The sequence below is a fragment of the Enterococcus sp. GPZ-007 genome (assembly GCF_059374735.1).
This window is the reverse complement of the sequence record NZ_JCAFYN010000035.1, coordinates 1-24065: the sequence shown is the minus strand read 5'-3', so window position 1 is coordinate 24065 and position 24065 is coordinate 1. Positions and strand designations below refer to the sequence as shown.

The 24065-nt window shown below is 39.4% G+C and carries 25 protein-coding genes; 24 read left to right on the top strand and 1 reads right to left on the bottom strand.

Going from position 1 to position 24065, the window contains the following annotated elements:
* The first annotated feature begins 97 nt into the window (after window positions 1-97).
* The 5 genes from AC4J95_RS15750 (at window position 98) to AC4J95_RS15730 (ending at window position 4311) form a co-directional block, all read left to right on the top strand.
* The gene (locus AC4J95_RS15750) at window positions 98-373 is read left to right on the top strand and encodes an HU family DNA-binding protein (RefSeq protein WP_010744623.1); all 276 of its coding nucleotides are present in this window, start codon (window positions 98-100) and stop codon (window positions 371-373) included.
* Between the two features lie 204 nt (window positions 374-577).
* Complete coding sequence (locus AC4J95_RS15745) at window positions 578-1303, top strand: hypothetical protein (protein WP_494550681.1); 726 nt, start codon at window positions 578-580, stop codon at window positions 1301-1303.
* Window positions 1304-1451: 148 nt separating this feature from the next.
* A complete protein-coding gene (locus tag AC4J95_RS15740) occupies window positions 1452-2504 on the top strand; it encodes a hypothetical protein (RefSeq protein ID WP_494550680.1) in 1053 nt (350 codons plus the stop codon).
* The gene (locus tag AC4J95_RS15735) at window positions 2505-3752 is read left to right on the top strand and encodes a tetratricopeptide repeat protein (RefSeq protein ID WP_494550679.1); all 1248 of its coding nucleotides are present in this window, start codon (window positions 2505-2507) and stop codon (window positions 3750-3752) included.
* 13 nt (window positions 3753-3765) lie between these two features.
* On the top strand, window positions 3766-4311 hold the full coding sequence (locus tag AC4J95_RS15730) for a YpiB family protein (protein WP_494550678.1): 546 nt from the start codon (window positions 3766-3768) through the stop codon (window positions 4309-4311).
* A gap of 44 nt (window positions 4312-4355) precedes the next feature.
* Here the strand turns inward: AC4J95_RS15730 and AC4J95_RS15725 are convergent, their stop codons facing one another.
* Entirely contained in the window at window positions 4356-5246 is an 891-nt protein-coding gene (locus tag AC4J95_RS15725) for a YitT family protein (RefSeq protein WP_316401690.1), read from the bottom strand.
* Window positions 5247-5418: 172 nt separating this feature from the next.
* Here AC4J95_RS15725 and AC4J95_RS15720 point away from each other — a divergent pair, with 172 nt between their 5' ends.
* The 19 genes from AC4J95_RS15720 to trmFO all read left to right on the top strand — a co-directional run bounded on the left by AC4J95_RS15720 (window position 5419) and on the right by trmFO (window position 23984).
* The gene (locus AC4J95_RS15720; protein ID WP_494550677.1) at window positions 5419-5769 is read left to right on the top strand and encodes a nucleotide pyrophosphohydrolase; all 351 of its coding nucleotides are present in this window, start codon (window positions 5419-5421) and stop codon (window positions 5767-5769) included.
* Window positions 5766-6983 carry a CCA tRNA nucleotidyltransferase gene (locus AC4J95_RS15715; RefSeq protein ID WP_494550676.1) on the top strand — a complete coding sequence of 406 codons (1218 nt, stop codon included), beginning with the start codon at window positions 5766-5768 and terminating at the stop codon, window positions 6981-6983. Before AC4J95_RS15720 ends, AC4J95_RS15715 begins: the two co-directional genes overlap by 4 nt.
* Window positions 6980-7342 (top strand): thioesterase family protein, encoded by a 363-nt coding sequence (locus AC4J95_RS15710; protein ID WP_494550675.1) that lies wholly within the window; start codon window positions 6980-6982, stop codon window positions 7340-7342. Before AC4J95_RS15715 ends, AC4J95_RS15710 begins: the two co-directional genes overlap by 4 nt.
* Before the next feature lie 72 nt (window positions 7343-7414).
* Entirely contained in the window at window positions 7415-7867 is a 453-nt protein-coding gene (locus AC4J95_RS15705) for a hypothetical protein (RefSeq protein WP_316401686.1), read from the top strand.
* Between the two features lie 377 nt (window positions 7868-8244).
* Window positions 8245-8826: a MarR family winged helix-turn-helix transcriptional regulator gene (locus AC4J95_RS15700; RefSeq protein ID WP_494550674.1), complete on the top strand. Its 582-nt coding sequence runs from the start codon at window positions 8245-8247 to the stop codon at window positions 8824-8826.
* A gap of 81 nt (window positions 8827-8907) precedes the next feature.
* Window positions 8908-10782, top strand: coding sequence for an ABC-F family ATP-binding cassette domain-containing protein (locus AC4J95_RS15695; protein ID WP_494550673.1), 1875 nt, complete (start codon window positions 8908-8910; stop codon window positions 10780-10782).
* Between the two features lie 129 nt (window positions 10783-10911).
* Entirely contained in the window at window positions 10912-11406 is a 495-nt protein-coding gene (locus tag AC4J95_RS15690) for a dihydrofolate reductase (RefSeq protein ID WP_494550672.1), read from the top strand.
* Window positions 11407-11516: 110 nt separating this feature from the next.
* Entirely contained in the window at window positions 11517-12356 is an 840-nt protein-coding gene (locus tag AC4J95_RS15685) for a DegV family protein (protein WP_494550671.1), read from the top strand.
* A 238-nt stretch (window positions 12357-12594) separates the two neighbouring features.
* Complete coding sequence (locus tag AC4J95_RS15680; protein WP_494550670.1) at window positions 12595-13446, top strand: SGNH/GDSL hydrolase family protein; 852 nt, start codon at window positions 12595-12597, stop codon at window positions 13444-13446.
* Window positions 13446-14114, top strand: coding sequence for a YpmS family protein (locus AC4J95_RS15675; protein ID WP_316401680.1), 669 nt, complete (start codon window positions 13446-13448; stop codon window positions 14112-14114). Before AC4J95_RS15680 ends, AC4J95_RS15675 begins: the two co-directional genes overlap by 1 nt.
* A 36-nt stretch (window positions 14115-14150) precedes the next feature.
* The gene (locus tag AC4J95_RS15670; RefSeq protein ID WP_494550669.1) at window positions 14151-14372 is read left to right on the top strand and encodes a YozE family protein; all 222 of its coding nucleotides are present in this window, start codon (window positions 14151-14153) and stop codon (window positions 14370-14372) included.
* Between the two features lie 82 nt (window positions 14373-14454).
* On the top strand, window positions 14455-15873 hold the full coding sequence (locus tag AC4J95_RS15665; RefSeq protein ID WP_494550668.1) for a S41 family peptidase: 1419 nt from the start codon (window positions 14455-14457) through the stop codon (window positions 15871-15873).
* 46 nt (window positions 15874-15919) lie between these two features.
* Window positions 15920-16468, top strand: a complete 549-nt coding sequence (gene lepB / locus AC4J95_RS15660) for a signal peptidase I (protein ID WP_316401677.1) — start codon at window positions 15920-15922, stop codon at window positions 16466-16468.
* A gap of 149 nt (window positions 16469-16617) precedes the next feature.
* The gene (locus AC4J95_RS15655) at window positions 16618-17625 is read left to right on the top strand and encodes a C45 family autoproteolytic acyltransferase/hydrolase (protein WP_494550667.1); all 1008 of its coding nucleotides are present in this window, start codon (window positions 16618-16620) and stop codon (window positions 17623-17625) included.
* Between the two features lie 334 nt (window positions 17626-17959).
* Window positions 17960-18808 carry a ribosome biogenesis GTPase YlqF gene (gene ylqF / locus AC4J95_RS15650; RefSeq protein WP_494550666.1) on the top strand — a complete coding sequence of 283 codons (849 nt, stop codon included), beginning with the start codon at window positions 17960-17962 and terminating at the stop codon, window positions 18806-18808.
* Window positions 18808-19572 carry a ribonuclease HII gene (gene rnhB, locus AC4J95_RS15645; RefSeq protein WP_494550665.1) on the top strand — a complete coding sequence of 255 codons (765 nt, stop codon included), beginning with the start codon at window positions 18808-18810 and terminating at the stop codon, window positions 19570-19572. Before ylqF ends, rnhB begins: the two co-directional genes overlap by 1 nt.
* 58 nt (window positions 19573-19630) lie before the next feature.
* Entirely contained in the window at window positions 19631-20485 is an 855-nt protein-coding gene (gene dprA, locus AC4J95_RS15640) for a DNA-processing protein DprA (RefSeq protein ID WP_316401673.1), read from the top strand.
* A 101-nt stretch (window positions 20486-20586) separates the two neighbouring features.
* Window positions 20587-22665 (top strand): type I DNA topoisomerase, encoded by a 2079-nt coding sequence (gene topA, locus AC4J95_RS15635; protein ID WP_316401672.1) that lies wholly within the window; start codon window positions 20587-20589, stop codon window positions 22663-22665.
* A gap of 20 nt (window positions 22666-22685) precedes the next feature.
* On the top strand, window positions 22686-23984 hold the full coding sequence (trmFO, locus tag AC4J95_RS15630; RefSeq protein WP_494550664.1) for an FADH(2)-oxidizing methylenetetrahydrofolate--tRNA-(uracil(54)-C(5))-methyltransferase TrmFO: 1299 nt from the start codon (window positions 22686-22688) through the stop codon (window positions 23982-23984).
* Window positions 23985-24065 lie beyond the last annotated feature (81 nt).

Sequence of the window (24065 nt, the reverse complement as noted above, 5' to 3'; positions counted from 1 at the left end):
GACCAAATCAATATTTCTTTGCTGATGACTGGACCACTCAGTTTATCAGTTGATGTTTTAAACATCAATACTCATTTCTCAGGAGGTGAATTCATTCATGGCAAACAAAGCAGAATTGATCGAAAAAGTTGCAGCAGCTACTGATTTAACTAAGAAAGACGCTACAGCTGCTGTCGATGCTGTATTTTCAACTATCCAAGACGCATTAGCTGAAGGTGAAAAAGTTCAGTTGATCGGCTTCGGTAACTTTGAAGTACGTGAACGTGCGGCCCGCAAAGGACGTAACCCACAAACTGGTGAAGAAATCGAAATTCCAGCAAGCAAAGTACCTGCGTTCAAACCAGGTAAAGCGCTAAAAGACGCAGTTAAATAATTTTTGCTGCTGAAACCGTTGTGACCACTTGGTCATAACGGTTTTTTTTGTCTAAAAAAACAAACTGAATTAATTGATATTTATTTTTGCTTGTAACCAATATTTCACTCAATTTGTAACTTATTTTTTATTTTACGAACGGCTTAGCTTAGGATAGAATAAAAGAAAGGGTTTTATAGAAAAAAGGAAAAAGAGGGTGAAGCGATGTCGAAGGAGAAATTGTATTACGTGAAAAGAAATGATTCGTGGCATTCCTATGAATTTCTTGCGCAAAGACAAAATGATCCTAAGTGGCGGCAAGCTTTTTTAGAGGCAGAAGCATTAATGGAGCAAGAAGATAAAAAAAGAAAGCGCCGTAACTTTCTCATATTGATAATATCAGTACCAGTTCTGCTGATTGCAGTAATGGTAGGTTTATATTTCTATGGTTCTTCAGGGGAAGAAGTCATTCCGAAAAGAGAAGTTAGTTTGAACGATTCAACGACAATTTTAACTGAGGAAACAGAAGCTTCAGAAACCTTAGACACTTCGAGTGTTGGTCAGGTTTTGACTACTCCTTGGGGCGAGCAAGTGACTGTATTGCGGATATTGTCAAATGGTGAGCGGGTGATTAAGGAAGGCTATTCGCCATCTGATCTGAATGGCGATGGGTTGCTGACCTTTGAAGAATTATCAAAGGTTGAAGAAGAGGCAAATCGTGGAAACCAACAGCCTTATCAACAACAACCTCAGCAGCAACAGCAGGTACCCCAGCAAGGGCAGTACAATAATCAGCAGCAACAGCAGACACCACAACAGGGGCAGAACCAACAGCAGGCACCTCAAGACGACCAACAAGGTGTTCAGCCAAGTCAATCAAATACTCAGCAGTCACCCCAAAGTCAGGAAACGCCAGTACAAAATCAACAAAATACGCCACAAAGTCAATAATCAGGTTGTTTCTTTTGTTACTACGCGTTAAAAATCAAAAGAGCTGTAGTTTCTAGAAAATAAAGAAGTAAAATGTTTATCAGCCTTTCGCAGATTTGTTGCGAGAGGTTTTTTTGTAGTATAAAATAAAAGAAACGGGGTGAACGTAATGGAAATAACCTATCGATATGAACAAAATGAGACGCGGATCACATATGGTGAAACTGTTGCTTCGATGATGCGCAAGAAGAATCTGGAAAAAAAGCAAATTTTGTTTTGCGGAAATCAGCGTTATTACGATTTATACGCAGAAAAATTACGTCAGTTTATCCCGAAATCAAGCACACATGATTGGTTCATCACGCCTAATAACCGCTATTGTAACACAATGGATTATTTTCAGGAGTTGATTCACTTTCTTGATCGCTTTAGTCGTCAACGTGAAACAATTTTCCTTGGTATCGGCAATGAAGGAGTGGTAGAGCTTTTAGGTTTTACTCATCATGTTGCAAATTTCAAGGCTGAATTGTGCTTTTTACCTGTTTCATTACGATCTTTCGCTCAAAGCCTTTCTTTTGTCGATCAGATTGTCTCTGATAAAAATATGACGACGGTGATGGAAATTGAAGAAGTTCCGCAAAGTATTCTATTCGATCACACACTGGCTGATCAACAAACAACTGGGAAAATGGTCGATCTCTTGACTTTGATTCGTTGCGGAATCGTTTGTGATTATCCTTTTTTACAAAGCCTTTATGTGAATTTCCCCACACGTGAAGCCCTTTTACAGCAGTCATTTTCCGCCTTTAGTGAGACGCTGATCAATTATTATCAGACTCATAGTGAACAGTTGCGGGACTTTGGAAAGACATTTGAAAAAGCTTTTTTCCAGACTGAGAACGGCTCATTGCTGTCGAACAGTATGAAGACGATGTTTGGTCTATTGTTTGAGCTAGCTTGGAATGTGAGGACGGGCGATCTTCATTTCAATTTTAAAAATTTTATGATATGGTTGGTGCGACTAGGATTTCCAATCATGATGCCTGATGGGATTTCGCTGGCTGATTATGGCCAGCAGGTGATTGCTTTAGCAAAAGAAAAACCATTGGCTGGATTGATTCAAGTCGGAGAGGTCGGAATGAAAAAGGTTCCGACGCAAAAAGAACTGCTTCAAACATTTGAAGCATATCAAAAAATCGTTACAGAGATCAGGGGAGAATAGATGTCAAGTTATAGTGAAAAAATGCTCGCAGCATTAAAGGCAGAGGACCTTAGCGAAGCTAATCTGATGTTTGAAGAGGCGTTAAAAAAAGACACGCCGGAAATTTTAGCAAGTTTGGCTGAAGAGTTGCAGGCGTTGGGCTTCCTAGATGAGGCAAAACGTGTGTTAGAAAAATTATTATCAGACTTTCCAGAAGAAGATATTTTCTATCTATCGTTGGCAGAGATCGCCATCGAAAATGATGATATTGATGGTGCATTTGAATATTTAGAACAAATTGCTCCAGATAGTGAAAATTATTTAGAGAGTTTATTAGTGACTGCTGACTTGTATCAAGTTTTAGGTATTCCGGAAGTCAGTGAAGCAAAACTATTGCAGGCAAAAACAATTGCCCCAGAAGAACCACTAATTACCTTCGCCTTGGCTGAATTACATTTTTCTGCTAACCAATTAGGTGAAGCAATCAATGATTACGGGCAGCTTCAGAAACAGGGAATTGATGAAATCGGGAATATCTCCATTGATGAACGAATTGGTACAGCCTACAGCATCATGGGAGGCTTTGAAGAAGCGATCCCGTTCCTAGAACGGGCACTAGAAAAGGAACATACTTCTGATCGTTTATTTCAGTTAGGATTTACTTATTATCAAATCCATGATCACCAAAAAGCGATCAATTATCTGCAAGAACTTATTACGCTTGATCCGCAATATCAAAGCGGTTATTACTATCTTGCAGACAGTTTGAAGGAAGAGGAATTGTTGGAAGAAGCGTTACTTGCTGCAGAAGAAGGGATCAAAGAAAACCCTTATCAAGTTGAGTTGCTACACTTGGCTTCTGAAATTGCTTACCGTTTACGTGACAGCAAGAAAGCAGAAGAACTACTGCTGCAAGCTCTTGAAACTGGCGAAAAGATGGATGAAACGTTATTGACATTAAGCAATTTATATTTAAATGAAGATCAACCTGATAAAGCGATTGAAATGATCAACCATATGGATGAAGAAGATAACCCATATGCCGCCTGGAATTTGGCTCAAGCCTATAATGAATTGGAAGACTTTGGAGCTGCTGGCACATATTATAAACAAGCGTATGAGGATTTGGCTCATGAACCGGATTTCTTAAAAGCTTATGGAATCTTTTTACGAGAAGATGGTCAATTAGAAACAGCGCGTGCCGTTTTAACGAGTTATTTAGCAATGGAACCAGGAGATTTAGAAGTACAATCATTACTAGATGAGTAGAGAGGTGAGGAAAATGATCGATGTAGGTGAAAAACGTGAATTTCTCGTGTGGTTGATCAACAATGTGAGTTTTCAACGGCGAGAAGTGATTTGGATTTTGAATTATCTAATTAATCATGAAGCAATTTTACGTAATGTCCACATTGTGGAACAAGCCTTGGAAACAGAGCGCGGATTGGTTTTTCGCGATATTACACAGCAGGAAGAACCAATGATGTTTTCGATTGAAGGACATCAGTTTTCTAATAGTGATCAAATTTTTCATGAGATTCGTCTGCATTGGCAACAGCCTTTATACTTAGAGTGTGTTTTCCCGCATTCTTGGCAGAATGCACAATATCTATCGGTTCTTGAAGACAATCCGGCACTTTCTTGGAATGACAATGTTAGTGAAGAGATTGTATCAGAGGTAGAAAACTATTTGAAGTATCAAGAACGAGAAGCGCAAGTTGATCTATTGAAGAAGCAGATTGATATGGCTTTGGAAGATGGCGACAAAGAAGCTTTCCTGATGTTATCTGATGAATTGAATCGATTAAAATTAACAATCCATGAATAAAAAATCCGAGCATGGACACGTAAAACTGTCTATGCTCGGATTTTTTAATTGCTGCGTTTTAAGGTAAATCGCCGTCGTTGCGGTTTCAGGTAGGTAAATCCTTCCCCTTCGACATCATGGACATTGCTAATTAAAATAAAGGCTTTTTCATCAACGGAGTGAATGATTTTTTTTACTTCGTTGATTTCTTGTTGGGAAACTACAATGTAAACGATTCGTTTTAACTCTGAAGAAAAACCGCCTTCGCCATGAAGGTAAGTAACTCCCCGTTCTAAATGAGCCATCAATAACTCAGCGATTACATTGCTTTCGTTTGAGATGATCATTACACCCTTGGCCGCATATCCTCCAGATGACAGTACATCAACGACTTTACTGAAAACAAACGAAACAATCAAAGTATACATCATGCGTTTCAAATCTAAATAGGTCAGCGAACATATCAAGACAACAATATCAAAAATCAGTAAGGATTTTCCCATGGTAAAGCCGATCTTTTGTTCCAAAATTCTAGCGATTACATCGGCCCCTCCTGTGGTTCCGCCGTTTCTATAGACTAACCCACTACCGAATCCAGCAAATAAACCTGCCAAAATAGAGACGATGAAAAGGTCGTGATCCAAATTAATCTGTAGAGGAATCCGTTGCCAAATCCATAGGAAGACAGACAAGCACACGGTTCCTAGAATGGTGTAATAAAAGGAACGCTTTCCCAAAATCTTTCCACCAATTAAAATCAATGGAATATTAATAAGCAATGTAGTATAGGCTGGATCGATACCAAAAAGAGCGCGAATAATCAGAGTAATACCGGTGACGCCGCCTTCTGCCAAATGATTGGCAATATTTAAATAAACAAGACCAAATGCGTAAATCGCTGTTCCCACCACAATAAATAGAATTTCTTTGATCCGTGTAGTCATAGTCGTTTCCATACGACACCTCCTGATTTATATTTGATAAATAGATAGCGACCAAAAAAACTTGCACAGACGCTTGTCTTGTGCAAATTTGATCCTCAACCAACATAGCACGAAATTCAGATAGTTACAACAACGTGATAGGAAACAAAACTGTTTTTTGATAAGATAGGTTTGAGGTGGTTTAATGAATGAAAAGACAATGAAAATCATGCAACAGGAAGTTGATGATTATATCCAACAATTTAAAACCGGTTATTTTTCTCCACTCGGTCAAATGGCCCGCTTAACGGAAGAAGTCGGGGAACTGGCACGTGAGGTCAATCATTACTACGGTGAAAAGACAAAGAAGGTTACAGAGCAGCCAAAAACAGTGGAAGAAGAACTGGGTGATGTACTATTTGTTACGATTATCATGGCGAATTCCCTCGGGATTGATCTAACTGAGACTTTCAATCGCAATATGGAAAAATTCAATCAACGTGATCGTTTTCGTTTTGAACGTAAGGATGGTCTGACAGAAGGTGATGGCCAATGAAACTAGAAGCATTTCCTTTAGAATTTCAAGGTGCGATGCCGATTTTACGCAAATTGCAATCTGCTGGTTTTGAAGCATATTATGTCGGAGGCAGTGTACGGGATATCTTGCTGAATAAACCAATTCATGATGTCGATATCGCAACCAGTGCCTTTCCGGCAGAAGTGAAGGAATTATTTCACCGCACGATCGATGTCGGAATCGATCACGGAACTGTAATGGTGATTACGAAAGAAGCGACATATGAAGTTACCACTTTTCGAACAGAATCGACTTACCAAGATTATCGCAGACCGGATCATGTAGAATTTGTTCGCTCGCTAAAAGAAGATCTAAAGCGTCGAGATTTCACAATCAATGCTTTAGCGGTCGGAATTGATGGAACAGTGATTGATCTATTCGATGGATTAGATGATTTGCGGAATAAAGTTTTGCGCGCTGTGGGTAATCCCTATGAACGATTTCATGAAGATGCTTTACGAATGATGCGTGCACTACGTTTCGTCAGCCATCTGGGATTCACACTGGAGCCCGATACTTTTGAGGCAATTCAAGAATATCATTCCCTACTGGCGAAAATATCGGTTGAGCGGATCAATGTGGAGTTCGTCAAATTAATGATGGGTTCCTTCCGTGAGGCGGGATTACGGTCTTTTGTCGAATCAGAATGCTACATCTATTGTCCAGGATTGCGGGAATATGGATCAGCCTTGCTGAACTTTGCTGAACTGCGCGGACCTGCAATTCCAACTGAACGCCAAGCTTGGACTTTATTAATGACGATGCTGGATATGAACATAACCGATATTCGCTACTTTATGAAGGAATGGAAATGTTCCAATCAATTGATTCGAGAAGTTACTGAAATGGTACCAGCATTGCAGTTTCGCTTGAAATACGAATGGGACAACTGGACTTTATACCAGTTAGGTAGAGAACTAGCGCTCTCGGTTGAATATCTATTATATTACTTTGAACGTGAACCGAATTTAGCAAAAATTCGCTTATTGTATCAATTCCTGCCGATTTTTTCATTGAAAGACCTTGCTTTAAAAGGAAATGAAGTAAAGGATCACTTTGATTACCCCCGTGGGCCTTGGATCAGCATGACACTAAACGCGCTAGAAAAAGAAGTCGTCGAAGGCAGAATAAAAAATGATAAAAAAGAATTATTAGCTTTTGCAGAAAACTTTTTAAAAAAGGAGATGCCATGAAAAAATTAACACAGCAGTATCGAGTTGGAGAAGATCAAACCGCTTTGAAAATGGGTTCTGGTGATTTAGAGGTTTTGGCGACTCCGGCATTAGTAGCGATGATGGAGAATTGTGCCAAAATTCTCTTAGCTCCCGAACTTTCCGCTGATCAAACGAGTGTCGGCTTCAAAATGGAGCTAAAACATTTAGCGCCGACAGCCGTTGGAGCTGAGGTGAAAGTTATCAGCGAGATTATTGAAGCTGATAGTAGAAAAGTCTCTTTTTCCATCAAAGTCTTTGAAGGCGAGCAGTTAATAGGTGAAGCCTATCATCAACGAGTCATCGTTGAGACAGCAACTTTTCTAAAAAAAATGAAGTAGAAGCACAACATGTGACCGTTTACTCAAGGTATGCTACACTTAATTTTAGATTAGTAGTGAGGAGAATGCAGAATGGCTAGAGAAATGACAGCGTTAAAATTCTATTTTCGTAATGGCGAAACATGGACAATTGATCGTCGTTACATCGGTGATTTATGGATCAAACAAATTACGACCAGTTTTGGCAGAATTCATGGAAGTGAGTTTGTAGAAATCCATCCATGTGCCGGATTTAAAATCGAAATTTATCAAGAAGGCGACCACGTACAAACGACGGATATCAACCTAGGGGGACTAGAACTAGGTATGTTCGAACGTGCGCGGAAATTTGAGGACATCGAGCGGATGGATATTATTTATCGTGCAGGACATCCTGATTCAGTTTACTTCCCATATAAGGACAAAGACACTGAAGGTCTCGATAACGTTTATCAATCAACTAAAGTTTCTGAAAAAACTAAGAGTCTATATATCGTGATCGATCCAACTAAGGATGTTGATGGTGTATATGGCGATCATTTCTAAAACGACAAAAACAAGTATCCGATAGTGGATGCTTGTTTTTTTGTCAGTCGTGTTGTTTGTAGTTTTTGGTTAATTAGGTAGAATAAGTTAACAAAATGATATGTGAACGAAAATAAAGGGATTTCCTATTTTTGAAAGGATTCCTTCTCTATATTAATCTGGCGGTCAGTCTACTTTTTGAAACTTGTTGAGTGTGAGCGATGGTTATATTTTTTTAGCAGATTCATATGTTTGGTATTTATCTGTAGGTTTAGTAATACAATTCTCTAAAGAAAATATTAAGGTACCGAAAGAATATTAGCTAACTCCTTGATTTATTATTCAGGTACCTGTATTATATAAATATAAGGCACCTGAATAAAAAGGAGAGATTAACAATGGAAAATCAATTGAATGAACAGTTTATGAAGCTGCAACATGATTTACGTCGTTACTATCATCGCCAAATGGCTAAAAATCAAGGTTATGGTCCGCACCGTGGACAAGGAAGAGTCTTAGCATTACTAAAAATGAATCCTGAAATCAGCCAAAAGGATCTGACTTTTGTTTTAGGAATGCGCCCGCAATCTGTTGGTGAATTATTACAAAAACTTGAAGATAAAGAATTGATTACACGTGAAGTGTCAGAACAAGACCGTCGTGTCATGATTATTCGATTAACTGATCTTGGTAGAGGAGAGGCAGAAAAAATCTCTGAAACTACTGATTTTGGAGAAGAACTGTTTGCTGATTTTAGCGATGATGAAAAAAGCGAATGGACGCGGCTAGTTGAAAAATTAAGTGAGTCATTGAAAAACGAGTTGGGAGAAGAAGAGTCAGAAGAATTTTTCGGCGGTGGTAGAGAGTTCCATGGTCCTCGCCCGCCACACGAGAACGGGCCGCATGGTCACGGAGGACCTCACGGCAGAGGTCCGGGGCATCCTCACCATATCGATGAACTTGGTGATTTTGATTGGTAGAAAGAAAGCTGTAAAGGGAAAAATTTCCTTTACGGCTTTTTTTTGTTACAATAACTGAGAGAAATTTGAGGATGGTTTGCGATGAAAGAATTAAAAGTGACAGAGCTATACAAAACATTTGGAGATAAAACCCTGTTCGATCGTATTTCGTTTTTGATTCACGAAAGAGATCGAATCGGTTTGATCGGGGTCAATGGAACTGGGAAGTCCAGCCTACTCGCTATTTTGGCTGGAAAAGATAGTGGTGACGGCGATGTTTCCGCAATTGACAAGGCCAGCGATTATCGAATCGGCTATTTGGCTCAGGAACAAAATTTTTCAGAAGATTTATTAGTTTTGGATGTTGTTTTCCAAGGAAATAACCCGCTGATGCAAACAGTCCGCGCCTATGAAAAAGCGTTAGTACAATTGTCGAATGATAGTAATCAAGAGTCTCAGCGACAATTCACTTTGGCAGAGGAAGGTATGAATAAGCAGGATGCATGGACTGCGGACAGTGAGGCTAAAGCGATCCTAAATAAATTAGGAATCGATACACTGGATAAAAAGATTGGAGAACTTTCAGGAGGCCAAATCAAGAGAGTTGCTCTGGCACAAGTTTTGATTGATGCTCCTGATTTATTATTACTGGATGAACCGACGAACCATTTGGATTACGATGCAATCCAGTGGTTAGAAAAATATTTAAAAGGTTATACTGGCTCACTCCTGATGGTTACCCATGATCGTTATTTCTTGGATCGTGTAACAAATCGTATTTTTGAGCTTTCTTTTGGCAGACTTTATGAATATCAGGGCAACTATGAGGCTTATTTAGTCGAAAAAGCTGAACGTGATCGGATCGCTTTTGAACAAGAGGGTAAAAGGAAACAATTGTATAAGCAAGAGCTCGCTTGGATGCGCGCTGGTGCCAAGGCACGGACCACTAAACAACAAGCTCGGATTAATCGATTTGAAGACCTAAAAGAAAATCTAAATCAAGTCAAAACGGATGGTCAACTTGAGATGAATATCGCCACCACCCGTTTAGGGAAAAAAGTTTTAGAGTTGAAACAGGCTTCTTATGAGATAGACGGTAAAACAATCTTGGCTAATTTTGATTTGTTGATTCAAACAAAGGAACGCTTGGGGATTACAGGTAAGAACGGGGCAGGTAAGTCAACTTTGTTGAATATTTTAGCTGGTAGAATTCCATTAGACAGCGGAGTGATCGAAATTGGCGAGACTGTTCGTTTAGCATATTACACGCAGCAAAATGAAATGTTAGATCCTAATAAGCGCCTGATCGCTTACTTACAGGAAGCCGCCGAAGAAGTGAAACAACGAGATGGATCGCAAATCAGTGTTGCAGAGATACTTGAACGTTTCCTTTTCCCGCGATTTATGCACGGTACTATGATCGGAAAACTTTCAGGCGGCGAAAAAAGACGCCTTTATCTACTGAAGTTATTGATACAGCAACCAAATGTGCTGTTGCTAGATGAACCGACGAACGATCTGGATATTGCGACATTGACCGTTTTAGAGGATTATTTACAGGAATTTTCAGGAGCCGTAATCACAGTTTCTCACGATCGATATTTCTTAGACAAAGTAGCAGAGAAATTATTGATTTTCGAGGGAGATGGTGTGATTGTCGCTTACTTCGGTTCTATTATGGATTATTTAGAACAAGAGACACCGATAAAAGAAGTAAAAGCTGTCAAGGCAAAGCCTCAATCAAAAGAGCGCAAGAAAAAACTTTCTTACAATGAACAAAAAGAATGGGAAACCATTGAAGATGATATTGCCTTGTTAGAGGGGGAAATTGATGAGTTGACTGAAGCGATGAATCATCAGGGAGATGACTTCACGAAACTTCAGGATCTGCAAAAGGAAATTGATCAGACAGAACAAGCGTTAGAAGAAAAGATGGCTCGCTGGGAGTACTTGAGTGAGATCATTGAAGAAAATTAGTATGAAGGGATACTATTTCAACGTTTTACAGACTGCTAATTCAGAAGGGTGATTAGTTTAATAATATACGCCATTCACATGAAACATTTTTTTAAAATTATTATTTTAAAACGAATAAGGAGGAAAACTATGCTTATTGCTATCTGGGCGCAGGATAAAAATGGCTTGATTGGAAGAAATAATCGTTTGCCCTGGCATTTGCCAAATGATCTTCGTTTCTTTAAGGAAACGACAGTAAATCACACCTTAGTGATGGGACGGAAAACGTTTGAAGGAATGGGTGGTCGACCGTTACCAAACCGTCAAACGATCGTTTTAACTCGAGACAAAGAATATCATGCGGACAATGTTTTGATCATGCATTCGTTAGACGAAGTGTTAGCCTATGATCAAGAGAATGAAGGAGAACTATTTATCGCAGGAGGCTCTGCGATTTATACTGAGTTTCTTCCTCATTGTGAAAAAATATACCGAACATTTATTGAAGCTAGCTTTGAAGGGGATGCATATTTTCCATTAATGCTCTGGAATAAATGGCAGCTGATTGAACGTAAACAAGGTCAAAGAGATGAAAAGAATCCTTATCGTTATTACTTTGAAACTTATGAAAGAGCCGGGTCTTAATGACACGGTTTTTTCAAGATTTATAAAGAAATAGTTTCAACAATGATTTATTTCATCAGTTTTGATATACTAAAATTAATTTGATACTAGGTATGGAAAGAAGGATCAGAATGCCAAATGTTAAAATTGTAACCGACTCCTCTTGTACGATTGAAAAATCTATGCGAGATGAATTAAATATTACTGTGATTCCGTTATCAGTGATGATCGATGATGTGGTTTATCCTGACGATGACGAGTTGACAGGAGAGCGATTCATGGAGATGATGGCACAAGCCAACAATCTGCCAAAAACTAGCCAGCCACCGATCGGCTATTTTGCGGAGTTATATGATGAACTTGGAAAAGATGGGAGTCCGATCGTTTCAATCCATATGTCTCATACCTTGAGTGGAACTGCTGAAGCTGCAAGGCAAGCGACTTTTTTAAGTAGCAGTAACGTCACTGTAATCGATTGCGGCTTCATCGATCAGTCTCAAGCTTTTCAAGTAATTGAGGCAGCCAAATTAGCTCAATCAGGTGCTTCTTTAGACGAAGTGTTAGCTGGTGTAGAAAATGTTAAAAACCATAGTAAATTATTTATCGGTATTTCTTCGCTTGACAATCTAGTGAAGGGCGGACGTATTAGTCGTGTCGCAGGAGTGATTTCCAGTGTATTGAACATGCGTATTGTGATGGAGCTTGAGAATGGAGAGTTGCTTCCAATTACTAAAGGTCGCGGTAAAAAAACATTCAGTAAATGGTTCGCTGCATTTAAGGACGAACTAGCGAAAGTTAATGTCAAACAAATTGGTATCTCATACGCCGGTAAATTAGATTTTATTGACGAAGCCAAACAGGCTTTACAAGAAATGTTCCCTGATATGCATATTCCAGTGTTGCATACGAATCCAATCGTAGCTACTCATACTGGGCCTGGGGCGTTTGCGATTATGTACTATACAGATTAGTTGACCTGCCTCTAGCGATAGAGGCGCTTTTTTTAACACTCATAAATTTTGACGATTTATAGATATGCAAAGGAGTTTCTATCGAGTTCGGCTGAATCAGCTAATATGTACATGCTTTTTGGTGAACTTGCTAAATTATGTTGATTATTATCAAAAAAGTTGAACAAGCCCGATGTTTTGCTGAGGGTCGTCAGTTTAAATTTATGCAGTTTGTTTAAAATAAAGAAGGAGTAGATGAATGAAACGATTTTCAACAATATTGATCCCACTGGCGACAGCGGTTGTAACATTACTTGTTCTATTTTTGACTATTCCTAAAGCCGAATCACGTATTCGTGTTGTACGAGATGAACGTCAAAATTACAAGAGCTCGATTCATTTTGTTGCGGTAGGTGATTCACTGACCGAGGGTGTTGGCGATGAAACCAAGCGTGGTGGGTATGTCCCATTGGTGACAGATTCTTTACAGCAAAAGTATGAGCTGGCTTCAATTGAAAAAGACAACTATGGAGTTTCTGGCGAGCGCAGTGACCAGATTCTAAAGCGGGTGAAAAAAGACTCAGATTTGCGAAATAGTTTAGCAAGTGCTGATCTAATCACTATGACTGTTGGCGGAAATGATCTTTTTCAAGCCTTTCAAAAGAACCTTAACGCCAAAAGTGCAGAAGAGTTTGATCGTTCAATCAAAAAATATGGTGAACGCGTGTCAGACATTTTAGCTGAGATGCGAGAGTTGAATACAGAAGCACCGATTTATGTCGTCGGAATCTATAATCCGTACTATTTGAATTTTCCTGATATCAAAGCGATGCAAACAGTCGTTGATAATTGGAATACCGAGACTAAAGACTTAACAAAAGAGAGGTCGAATTGTTTCTTTGTTCCCATCAATGACTTGTTGTATAAGGGAATCGCTACAAAAGACAGTGTGCAGACGACTGAGAGCTCCAGTTCTGAAGTGAAAAACAATGCATTGTATGACGAAGATAACTTCCACCCGAATAATTTGGGTTACCAGCTGATGGCGACAGCGATTCAGGATAAAATAGTCGAAACGAAGGATTTATGGTTATTAAAGGAGAACAATTAATGGAAGAAAAGGAAGAAAATAAGGAAACTGAACCAAGAGCAGAAACAAGCAGAGCTAGTAAGGTGAAGAACAAAATTAATGGCTGGAAAGTGGCTTTTCTTGTATTGATCGGCATCATCTTAGGAGGGATCATTTTTTCAACAGTCCGAATTTTTACGGCACGAGAAACGAATCTGCCCCCAAGCAGTGAGACCACGGTACCAAAAGGTTCTCCTGTATTGACGATGAACACGAACAAGAAAAAATTGAACACGGTGATGGAATACTTTTTAAATGACTTTCAAAAAGGTTCTGATATAAAGTATGAGTTTTATTTAGAAAATCAAGCAATGCTGAAGGGTGAATTTAAAATCTTAGGAGCTAAGGTGGATTTTTATCTTTACTTTGATCCTTATGTTATGGATAATGGCAATGTTCAATTAAAAGCTCGGGATTTATCAATCGGATCGTTAAATTTGCCAGTCAGTCAAGTGATGGCTACAATCAAACGAGGATATAAATTACCTAAGTGGGTCGCTATCGATGCAGAGGAGCAAACCATTGTGTTGAAGCTGAACGAGTTCAAATTAAATAACGGAATGTTCATCAAAGCAAATCATATTGATTTAGTCGGGGATGACATCCAATTTAGTTTGTATTTACCGAAAGAGAAAAAGGCAAATGATTGATCAAGCAAATCACTAGTAATCATCGAGGTGAAATAATTGAGAAGAAGTTTTTATCATTATATCTTGACACAGCGTGGTCACAATCCGCATGATCCAGTGGAGGCATTTGCTGGTGAAGTAGCAAAAGACATCATGTTTCCTAAACATTCAGAGGATTATCATGAGATTACGGACTATCTAGAATTGAGTGTCGATTATTTAGACTCGATGGACCTTTTTGATCAGGTTTGGGATAAGTATCAAGAAAATAATAAATAATTAAAAAGGAAAAGTTGAAGAAGGCTTTTCCTTTTTTTTCTAGCGTGCTATCATGAAAAAAAGGGTGAAAGGAAAATGCGCCTTGCAGAAAAAAACGTTACCAGTATCGATTTTTGTTATATCGATTTTATGTACAATAGTGATTACAGCAGTAGTGACACATTTTATCGAACAAAAACAAGCAATGGATAAGGACTCAGTTGTTAAAATCACACGCACGGATCTAGACGATGTTCAAGATTTGTATGATTTGATCAGTACAAATTATGTTGATAAAGTGAGTAAGGAGCAGTTGATTCAAGGTGCTTTAAATGGGATGACTGAATCCTTGAATGATCCTGAATCAGAATTTTTAACTGCAAAGGAAACGAAGGAACTGAATGCTAAAGTCGCTGGAAGCTTTGAAGGCATTGGAGCGAATCTGCAACTGGAGAATCGTTTGCCAGTGATTGATCGAGTGCCTGTCAAAAACTCTCCAGCTGAAAAAGCTAAACTGAAGGCAAATGATATTATCCTTGAGGTAGATGGTAAGAAAACTCAGGATAAATCCTTAGATCAAGTTTCCAGTATGATTCGTGGTAAGAAGGATACACAAGTGAAATTATTGATTCAACGAGGTAATGAACAATTTGAAGTATCTTTGCAACGAGATGTTATTCCTGAGGATACGGTCAAGGGCAGCCTTGATTCAAAGGATCAATCAATTGGCTCGATCCAAATCGATAACTTTCGGGAAACGACAGCCTTGGAATTTCGAACAATCATTGAACAGCTGCGTAAAGATGGCGCTAAATCGTTCGTCATTGATCTTCGTCAAAACTCTGGAGGATTGATGGCTGAAGCGGAACGTGTAGCAAGTTACTTTTTGGAAAACGGTGACACCATCGCACAATTTTCAAATAACGAAAAAGTTATTTCAATTGATAAGGCCGGTAAAAAAATCGACCAAGGGTTTAAAGTTAAAGAACCGACTGTGTTTTTAGTTGATCAGGAGAGTTCTTATGGGGCAGAGTTACTGGCCGCAGCTGTTAAAAACAAAAACTATCCGATAATTGGGGTAAATACATTTGGAAAAGGTACTGTTCAAAGCCTTAGTCCAATTGGTAAAGATAATTATGTGCAATTGACGATCATGAAATGGTTTGCTCCTGACGGTTCATCCGTCGAAGGAAAAGGAGTAACACCAACAATCGAAGCAGACTATCCAGAATACGCCAAGCTCCCGCCGATCTCGAAGCAATCCAACTGGCGTATCGGAGACTCTGGCGATGCTGTTAAAAATATCAATACGATGTTAAAAGCTTTAGGTTATCCAACAGATGGAGATTTGTTCAATGATGCAACGAAAGATGCCGTCGCAAAAATCCAAACAGAGAATAATCTATCGGCAACGGGTGCCTTGGATGATAAAACGGTCGATGTTTTACAAGAGAAAGTGTTTGAACTTGTCAAGAGTAATGACGTTGCCTATGCTAAGGCTGTAGAAACGTTAAAAAAATAAACATCTGAGTAAACTACTGCTGCTTTGCTTGCAAGGAGGGAAGCAATTGAAAAAAATATTAACCAAAAGTCACTTATGGCTAGGAGTCAAATATCTGTTGATTTCCCTCTTTTTTGGTGTAGTGATTCGCGGCTTTCTATTGATTCCAGTTCCTGTAACAGGCAACTCAATGGATCAAACGCTGACACAAGGTGATATGATTCTGATGGAGAAATTCAGTAGGGTAAAACGCTTTGATGTGATCGTTTTCCAGCAACCGGATGGAACGATTTATATCAAACGAGTGATTGGATTGCCGGGAGATGAAATTCGATATGAAAAAGACCAGCTTTATATTAATGGTAAAGAAGTCTCTGAGCCTTATTTGACTAATAATCGCAGTCATGACCATCAAGTTTCTCCCTATACGACGGATTTCCAATTAGTCGAATTAACTGGACAAAAAAAATTACCGAAGAATGAATACTTTGTTCTAGGTGACAATCGGCGGATCTCAAAAGACAGCCGATCTTTTGGGACTGTCGAAAGTAAAGATATCTTAGGTAAAGCTCAGGCAGTCTATTACCCATTGACCCATATAAAGATCATTTCGTAAGAAGATGAATTGTTCATCTTCTTTTTTTGTTGAAAATTAATTGAAAAAATGAGAATAGTTCTCATTTTATTCAATTGCGATTAAATTTTTATTACGTTACTCTTGAGGTAGGAAGTCGACTCCTAATAGAAGATCAAGGAGATAAGATGATGTATCATGCGAGGTTAAAAGGGACACATTACGAAATAGGAAAAAAATGGGGAGAGCTGTTAAGAAAAAATGATAAACAATTGCTTAACAATATTCCCTTCGCAATCACCAAAGAGATGGAGGAGTTTGCTCAACAATGTTTACCACACTATCAAAAATTCTTTCCGGAGATCACAGAAGAAATCAATGGCATCGCAGACGGACAGCAAATTAAATCGGATACGTTATATGCCATTCTTTTTTCCATGTATTCGCTAGTCCGGATAACGAATTGCTCGAGCTTTGTAATCAAAAATAATCAGACTTTTTTGCTTGGACGCAACAGTGATTTTTTAACAGAGATTGAAAAGCTATATATGAACTGCTTATACACATTTAAAGAGTCTGAATCCTATAGTTTTTCTGGGAATACGACGGCATTTGTAGAAATGGAAGATGGAGTCAATCAAGCAGGACTTGCTGTTGCTCTGACATCAGTTTTTCCAGACCCGCTTAAACCAGGACTGAATGTCGGGATGATCCTGCGCATGCTGCTGGAGAAATGTCAAACAGTAGAGGAAGCTCTTGATTTGTTGGAGGATATTCCTCGCTGCTCTTCTGGGACACTAGTAATGGCAGATTCTTCAGGAAACGCTACTCTAGTTGAATTCACAAATGATAAGTTGGTTCAATCTTCGTTGGAAGAACAGGGCTATCTCTGTGCGACGAATAGTTTCCATTTGCCAGCGATGCTTTCGAAAAAAATAACTGTGGCTGATGATTGGTTTGCAGAAGAACGTTATCAGACGTTAGATCAACATTTGGCTGGCAACTACTCTAAGATGGGGTTAGATGAGTCAAAACAGCTATTGGGCGGTAAGTATGGTTTTCTGTGTCAATACGATCGTAAAACAGGAAAGGATACTGTTTGGTCCGCGATTTATGACATGAACAACAAGCAGGTCTATCGCTGCGAAGGTAATCCTGCTAGAAAAAATTTTAAAGAAGACACACGTTTTAGTTTTTAGAAAAATAAAATGGTAGAAGCAGTCACAAAAATAATTCATAGCTTGTGACTGCTCTTTTGATAAAATGAGTTGAATCCTGTTTACACAAAATTAGTAAGAAAAAGCAGTATTCTCAGAAAAAGAATTTTGCAGAGAAGCACAAAAAATATGAACTTGTGATACAATAACGTGTGGAAATAGAAGTCAATGATTATTGGAAAACTAGTTGCATCTTAAAATAACGCTTGGGATCATAAAAACATATTTTGTGTTTCTGTTTTTTAACCCAGAAATTAAGTACTGCGTTTTGATAAGATAGCTTCCTAATAACACGCTCCAAGGAGGAATTACATATATGACTATTCAATGGTTCCCCGGCCATATGGCCAAAGCGAGACGCGAAGTCTCTGAAAAATTAAAATTTGTTGATATTGTGTTTGAATTGATTGATGCTCGGTTACCACTATCCTCTCGTAATCCGATGTTGGATCAAATTGTGCAGCAAAAACCGCGTCTGGTTTTATTGAACAAATCGGACTTAGCTGATCCCAATCAAACAAATATGTGGGTCAATTATTTTCGCGAACAAGGGCATCATGTATTGGCTTTGACCGCGAAGGATGATAGGAGCGTGAAGCAGATCGTTCCGGCAAGTAAAAAAGTATTAGTTGATAAGATTGCTCGTGATAAAGAAAGAGGATTAAAAACTCGTGCGATTCGTGCGATGGTTCTAGGGATTCCTAATGTTGGGAAATCCACTCTGCTTAATCATTTAGCAGGAAAAAAAATTGCTAGCACAGGCAATCGTCCTGGAGTTACAAAAGGTCAGCAATGGCTGCGCTTTGGTTCGCAGCTGGAATTATTGGATACGCCAGGAATATTGTGGCCAAAATTTGAAGATCCAGCAGTCGGGAAAAAGTTAGCACTAACGGGAGCGATCAAGGATGATCTTCTGCATCTGGATGATCTAGCTCTCTATCTGCTTGAGGTATTTTGTCGTTTTTATCCTGAGAAATTAAAAGAACGTTACAAATTGTCTGAAGACGATTTATTTATGGAGTTACCTGAGTTATTGATGCTTATTTCTAATAAACGTGGCTTCAAAGATGATTATGAACGGGCAAGTGAGATGCTGATCCTTGAATTGCGCCAAGGCAAATTGGGCCGGTTCACATTGGATCGTTTTGAGGAGTTGAGCGAGTAATGGAAAAACAATCAATCAGTGCAATCAAAGCTGAGTTAATGACGATCTCTTCTGTAGATGATCCCCGTTTAGCAAAACTTCGTCAAGATTCTCGTAAAGGCGTCCAGTTGGCTCTAGCACAATGGCAAAAACAACAGGATAAGCAAGCAGCATTAGTCGAAAAATATCAGGCGATGTCTGTTTTTGAAAATGAGAAGAAAGCTCTCGGATTCAAGGCAATCTGCGGGATTGATGAAGTCGGTCGTGGTCCACTGGCAGGTCCAGTGGTTGCTGCTGCAGTTATTTTGAATGAGGAACATGCGATCTTAGGATTGAATGATTCAAAGCAGCTTTCCGCTAACAAACGCGAAGAACTAGTGACGGAGATTAAAAAAAATGCTCGCGCTATCGGTATCGGCGAGGCAACGGCAGAAGAGATTGACCAATTGAATATTTATCAAGCGACTAAAGTGGCAATGCAACGGGCGATCGATCAATTAGAAATTGCGCCCGATTGTCTGTTGATTGATGCAATGGTATTAGACAATGGATTACCACAGGAGAAAATTATCAAAGGGGATGCTCGATCCGTGTCGATTGCCGCCGCGAGTATCATTGCCAAAGTATATCGAGATGAATGGATGGCGAAATACGGGGAGAACTATCCAGCCTATGGGTTTGCTAAAAACGCAGGTTATGGCACAAAAGAACATTTACAGGCTATTGATGAGCAAGGAATCTTACCAATTCATCGCAAAACTTTTGCGCCAATTAAAAATAAATAAAAAATAAGATCCTTCTTTTTTCTGTATCTTTTGATAAAGACTGAAAAGAGGGATTTTTTTGAAGAGTAAATTTCTTTTACGTTTAAGTTTAACTAAAGGGATCGGTGCATTTGGCAAGCAGCGAATTTATCAATTTGCTAAAAGACATCAATGGTGGGATTTTGACAGTTTAGAAGTTCGATTATTAGCACAATCTACCAAACAGAATGATTGGAATGATTGGACCGAAGATCGAATACAAGAAATCGAACAAACGCATCAATATATCACGATCGAGGATGAGGCTTATCCAGAAATATTACGTCATGTTCCAACACCACCGTTAGTATTGTTTTATAAGGGAAATCTGGAACTGTTAAAACGCAACATGCTAGCGGTTGTAGGCGCACGCGATGCAACAAAGTATGGGTATCATGTTTTGCAGGAATTGATGCCAGACATTACGAAGCGAGGATTTGTAATCGTCAGCGGCTTAGCAAAAGGTATTGATAGCTTTGCTCATCAATTTGCAATCAGTAACCAAGGAAAAACGATCGGTGTGGTTGGAACTGGGTTAGATATTTGTTATCCTAAAACTAGTGGCAATTTACAAATTGAGATGAGCCAACATCATTTAGTTTTAAGCGAATATCCAAATGGTACGACTCCTGCGAAATTTCACTTTCCAATGCGCAATCGGATTATCGCAGGATTAAGCAGTGGTGTGTTAGTAGTAGAAGCAAAAAGGCGTAGTGGCTCATTAATTACTGCTCAACAAGCTTTGGACTATGGGAAAGACGTTTTTGCAGTTCCTGGATCGATCTTAGATGGGCGGTCAAGCGGCTGTCATCAGTTGATTCAAGACGGTGCAATCTGTGTAGAAAAAACACAAGATATCTTTGATTCTTATGATTTATGGAAGGAAATTCATTAGACCTGACTTGACAAACAAAATTTGAATAGCGTATTATAGGCTACGATTTGTCAGTAGTTACCGATATATAATAGTAGAAAAAATTGAGGAGGCAAAAACATTTGGCCTATAAATACCTAGTTATCGTGGAATCACCAGCAAAAGCAAAGACAATTGAAAAATATTTGGGAAGAAATTATAAAGTAGTCGCAAGTGTTGGACACGTGCGAGACTTGCCAAAAAGTAAGATGGGGATCGATGTTGAAAACAATTATGAACCCCATTATATCTCGATTCGCGGAAAAGGCGATGTCATCAAAAGCTTGAAGCAAGCGGCTAAAAAAGCGCAAAAAGTCTATCTCGCAAGTGACCCGGATAGAGAAGGGGAAGCCATCGCTTGGCACCTCGCTTATTTATTAGGATTAGATTTAAAGGATAAGAACCGCGTCGTCTTTAACGAAATTACGAAAGACGCTGTCAAAGCTGCCTTTAAAGAACCACGTTCAATCGATGTTTCGTTAGTAGATGCGCAACAAGCACGTCGCGCATTGGATCGCCTTGTTGGTTATTCCATTTCACCGATTTTATGGAAAAAAATTAAAAAGGGTTTAAGTGCCGGTCGGGTTCAATCAATCGCTCTAAAAATGATCATTGATCGCGAACAAGAAATTCGTGACTTTGTGCCAGAAGAATACTGGAGCATTGATGGAAACTTCAAAAAGAAAACCAAGAAATTCAAAGCCAACTTCTGGGGTGTTGACGGCAAAAAGAAAAAATTGCCCGATGCTGAAGCAGTCAAAGAAATCACATCAAGAATTGATGGCAAGGATTATGAAGTAACTAAGGTTGAGAAAAAGGAACGGAAACGTAATCCGGCATTGCCATTTACTACAAGTAATATGCAACAGGAATCTGCGCGTAAGTTGAATTTCCGTACAAGAAAAACCATGATGGTTGCGCAACAATTGTACGAAGGGATCGCTCTTGGCAAACAGGGAACAGTCGGTCTGATCACCTATATGCGTACAGACTCTACCCGGATTTCGGATACAGCAAAAACCGAGGCAGCAGAATTTATTGAAAAAACATACGGCAAGGAATATTCACAACATCATGCTCGTAAAGCGAAAAATCCGCAGGGAGCACAGGATGCTCATGAGGCTATTCGTCCAACCAGTGTGCAACGGACACCGGATGAAATGAAGCAATATTTAGACAAGGATCAATTAAAGCTTTATACCTTGATCTGGTCACGTTTTGTTGCTAGTCAAATGACTGCGGCGATTCTTGATACAATGAAAGTGACACTTGAACAAAATGGTGTGATCTTTATCGCCAATGGATCGAAAATCAAGTTTAAAGGGTTTATGCAAGTCTATATTGAAGGCCGCGACGATGGGAAAGAAGACAAAGAGAACATTTTGCCTGAGCTTGAAAAGGGTGAAATCGTGCAATCTGTCAATATTGAACCGAAACAACACTTTACTCAGCCGCCAGCTCGTTTTAGTGAAGCAACCTTGATCAAAACGCTAGAAGAAAATGGGGTAGGTCGACCTTCAACTTATGCTCCAACTTTAGATACGATCCAACGTCGTTATTATGTGAAATTAACGCAACGTCGTTTTGAACCAACCGAACTTGGAGAAATTGTCAATACCTTGATCGTTGATTTCTTCCCGCAAATCGTTGATGTCAACTTTACGGCTGAGATGGAAAATGATTTAGATAAGGTTGAAGAAGGCAAGGAAGAATGGACGACGGTTGTTGATCGTTTCTACAAACCTTTCGCAGTTGAATTGGAAAAAGCCGAAGAAGGCATTGAAAAGATTCAAATTAAAGATGAGCCAGCAGGATTCGATTGTGATGTTTGTGGACATCCAATGGTGATCAAATTGGGTCGTTATGGAAAATTCTATGCATGTAGTAATTTTCCAGATTGCCGCAATACCAAGCCAATTATCAAAGAAATTGGCGTAGAATGTCCAGTTTGTCATAAAGGGCAAGTTGTTGAACGGAAATCCAAAAAGAATCGTTTGTTCTATGGCTGCTCACGTTATCCAGATTGTGACTTTACTTCTTGGGATAAACCAATCGGTCGTACATGTCCGAAAGATGGCGGTTATTTAGTTGAGAAGAAAGTCAAAGGCGGTAAGCAAGTCGTCTGTGTCAACGGAGATTACGAAGAAGCTGTACAAAAATAACGTTTATAAGTGAGGAATAGATGGTAAAAACAGTGAATGTTATCGGGGCGGGTCTTGCCGGAAGTGAGGCTGCTTGGCAACTGGCAGAGGCAGGCGTTCCTGTAAATTTATACGAGATGCGTCCAGTGAAATCAACACCAGCACATCATACAGCGGATTTTGCGGAGCTTGTCTGCAGCAACTCTTTACGAGGAAATAATTTGACGAATGCGGTCGGCGTTCTGAAGGAAGAGATGCGCCGCTTGAATTCTTTAGTCATCGCCTCTGCGGATGAAACGGCTGTTCCTGCAGGCGGTGCACTTGCAGTGGACCGGAATAATTTCTCTGCGCGAATTACGGAGAAACTGAAAGCTCATCCAATGGTAAAAGTTATTTCAGAAGAAATCACCAAGATTCCTGAGGGGATCACCATTATTGCGACTGGTCCTTTAACTTCGGAAGCTTTGGCGGAACAAATTGCGGATTATAATGGCTCTCATGGGTTTTACTTTTATGATGCAGCAGCGCCGATCATAGATAGTTCGACGATTGATCGTGAAAAAGTGTATTTGAAATCGCGTTATGACAAAGGTGAAGCCGCGTATTTGAATTGTCCAATGACCGAAGAAGAATTCATGCGCTTTTATGAAGCCCTGATCACAGCCGAGGTTGCTCCACAAAAGGAATTTGAGAAGGAAAAATTCTTTGAAGGCTGTATGCCGATTGAGGTTATGGCTAAACGCGGAATTAAAACGATGTTGTTTGGACCTATGAAACCTGTCGGATTGGAAGATCCTAAGACGGGTAAACGCCCATATGCGGTGATTCAGTTGCGTCAAGATAACGCTGCTGCATCAATGTACAACATTGTTGGTTTTCAAACCCATTTGAAATGGGGCGAACAAAAGCGTGTATTTCAGATGATTCCTGGTTTGGAAAATGCGGAATTCTTGCGCTATGGAGTTATGCATCGCAACAGTTTTATAAATTCGCCAGAACTCTTGCGCTCTACGTATCAGAGTAAGAAACGTGATGATCTATTCTTTGCTGGTCAAATGACTGGTGTAGAAGGCTACGTGGAAAGTGCGGGCAGCGGATTAGTTGCTGGCCTGAATGCGGCTCGATTAGCTAAAGGCGAAGAACTGATTGAATTTCCTCGTGAAACGGCGATTGGCTCGATGGCATATTACATCACTCACGCTGAAGGCAAACATTTTCAACCGATGAATGCAAATTTCGGGTTATTTCCAAGTTTGCCGGAACGCATCCGTGATAAAAAATTACGCTATGAAACATTGGCTGAACGTGCGTTAAATGCTTTGACAGAGATAAATATCTAGAAAAATTTCCGTTGCTTCGGCAGCGGAGATTTTTTATTTAGACAAAATAAATCGGATTCATGTCCGTTTTGACAGCAATTG

Excerpts from the sequence above, each read along its gene's own strand:
- AC4J95_RS15725 (WP_316401690.1), bottom strand. The coding sequence starts at position 5,246 with ATGGAAACGACTATGACTACACGGATCAAAGAAATTCTATTTATTGTG.
- AC4J95_RS15735 (WP_494550679.1), top strand. The coding sequence starts at position 2,505 with ATGTCAAGTTATAGTGAAAAAATGCTCGCAGCATTAAAGGCAGAGGAC.
- AC4J95_RS15680 (WP_494550670.1), top strand. The coding sequence starts at position 12,595 with ATGAAACGATTTTCAACAATATTGATCCCACTGGCGACAGCGGTTGTA.
- AC4J95_RS15700 (WP_494550674.1), top strand. The coding sequence starts at position 8,245 with ATGGAAAATCAATTGAATGAACAGTTTATGAAGCTGCAACATGATTTA.
- AC4J95_RS15750 (WP_010744623.1), top strand. The coding sequence starts at position 98 with ATGGCAAACAAAGCAGAATTGATCGAAAAAGTTGCAGCAGCTACTGAT.
- ylqF (WP_494550666.1), top strand. The coding sequence starts at position 17,960 with ATGACTATTCAATGGTTCCCCGGCCATATGGCCAAAGCGAGACGCGAA.
- AC4J95_RS15655 (WP_494550667.1), top strand. The coding sequence starts at position 16,618 with ATGTATCATGCGAGGTTAAAAGGGACACATTACGAAATAGGAAAAAAA.
- AC4J95_RS15705 (WP_316401686.1), top strand. The coding sequence starts at position 7,415 with ATGGCTAGAGAAATGACAGCGTTAAAATTCTATTTTCGTAATGGCGAA.
- AC4J95_RS15715 (WP_494550676.1), top strand. The coding sequence starts at position 5,766 with ATGAAACTAGAAGCATTTCCTTTAGAATTTCAAGGTGCGATGCCGATT.
- AC4J95_RS15690 (WP_494550672.1), top strand. The coding sequence starts at position 10,912 with ATGCTTATTGCTATCTGGGCGCAGGATAAAAATGGCTTGATTGGAAGA.
- AC4J95_RS15695 (WP_494550673.1), top strand. The coding sequence starts at position 8,908 with ATGAAAGAATTAAAAGTGACAGAGCTATACAAAACATTTGGAGATAAA.
- AC4J95_RS15675 (WP_316401680.1), top strand. The coding sequence starts at position 13,446 with ATGGAAGAAAAGGAAGAAAATAAGGAAACTGAACCAAGAGCAGAAACA.
- AC4J95_RS15730 (WP_494550678.1), top strand. The coding sequence starts at position 3,766 with ATGATCGATGTAGGTGAAAAACGTGAATTTCTCGTGTGGTTGATCAAC.
- AC4J95_RS15740 (WP_494550680.1), top strand. The coding sequence starts at position 1,452 with ATGGAAATAACCTATCGATATGAACAAAATGAGACGCGGATCACATAT.
- AC4J95_RS15720 (WP_494550677.1), top strand. The coding sequence starts at position 5,419 with ATGAATGAAAAGACAATGAAAATCATGCAACAGGAAGTTGATGATTAT.
- rnhB (WP_494550665.1), top strand. The coding sequence starts at position 18,808 with ATGGAAAAACAATCAATCAGTGCAATCAAAGCTGAGTTAATGACGATC.
- AC4J95_RS15745 (WP_494550681.1), top strand. The coding sequence starts at position 578 with ATGTCGAAGGAGAAATTGTATTACGTGAAAAGAAATGATTCGTGGCAT.
- trmFO (WP_494550664.1), top strand. The coding sequence starts at position 22,686 with ATGGTAAAAACAGTGAATGTTATCGGGGCGGGTCTTGCCGGAAGTGAG.
- AC4J95_RS15685 (WP_494550671.1), top strand. The coding sequence starts at position 11,517 with ATGCCAAATGTTAAAATTGTAACCGACTCCTCTTGTACGATTGAAAAA.
- AC4J95_RS15710 (WP_494550675.1), top strand. The coding sequence starts at position 6,980 with ATGAAAAAATTAACACAGCAGTATCGAGTTGGAGAAGATCAAACCGCT.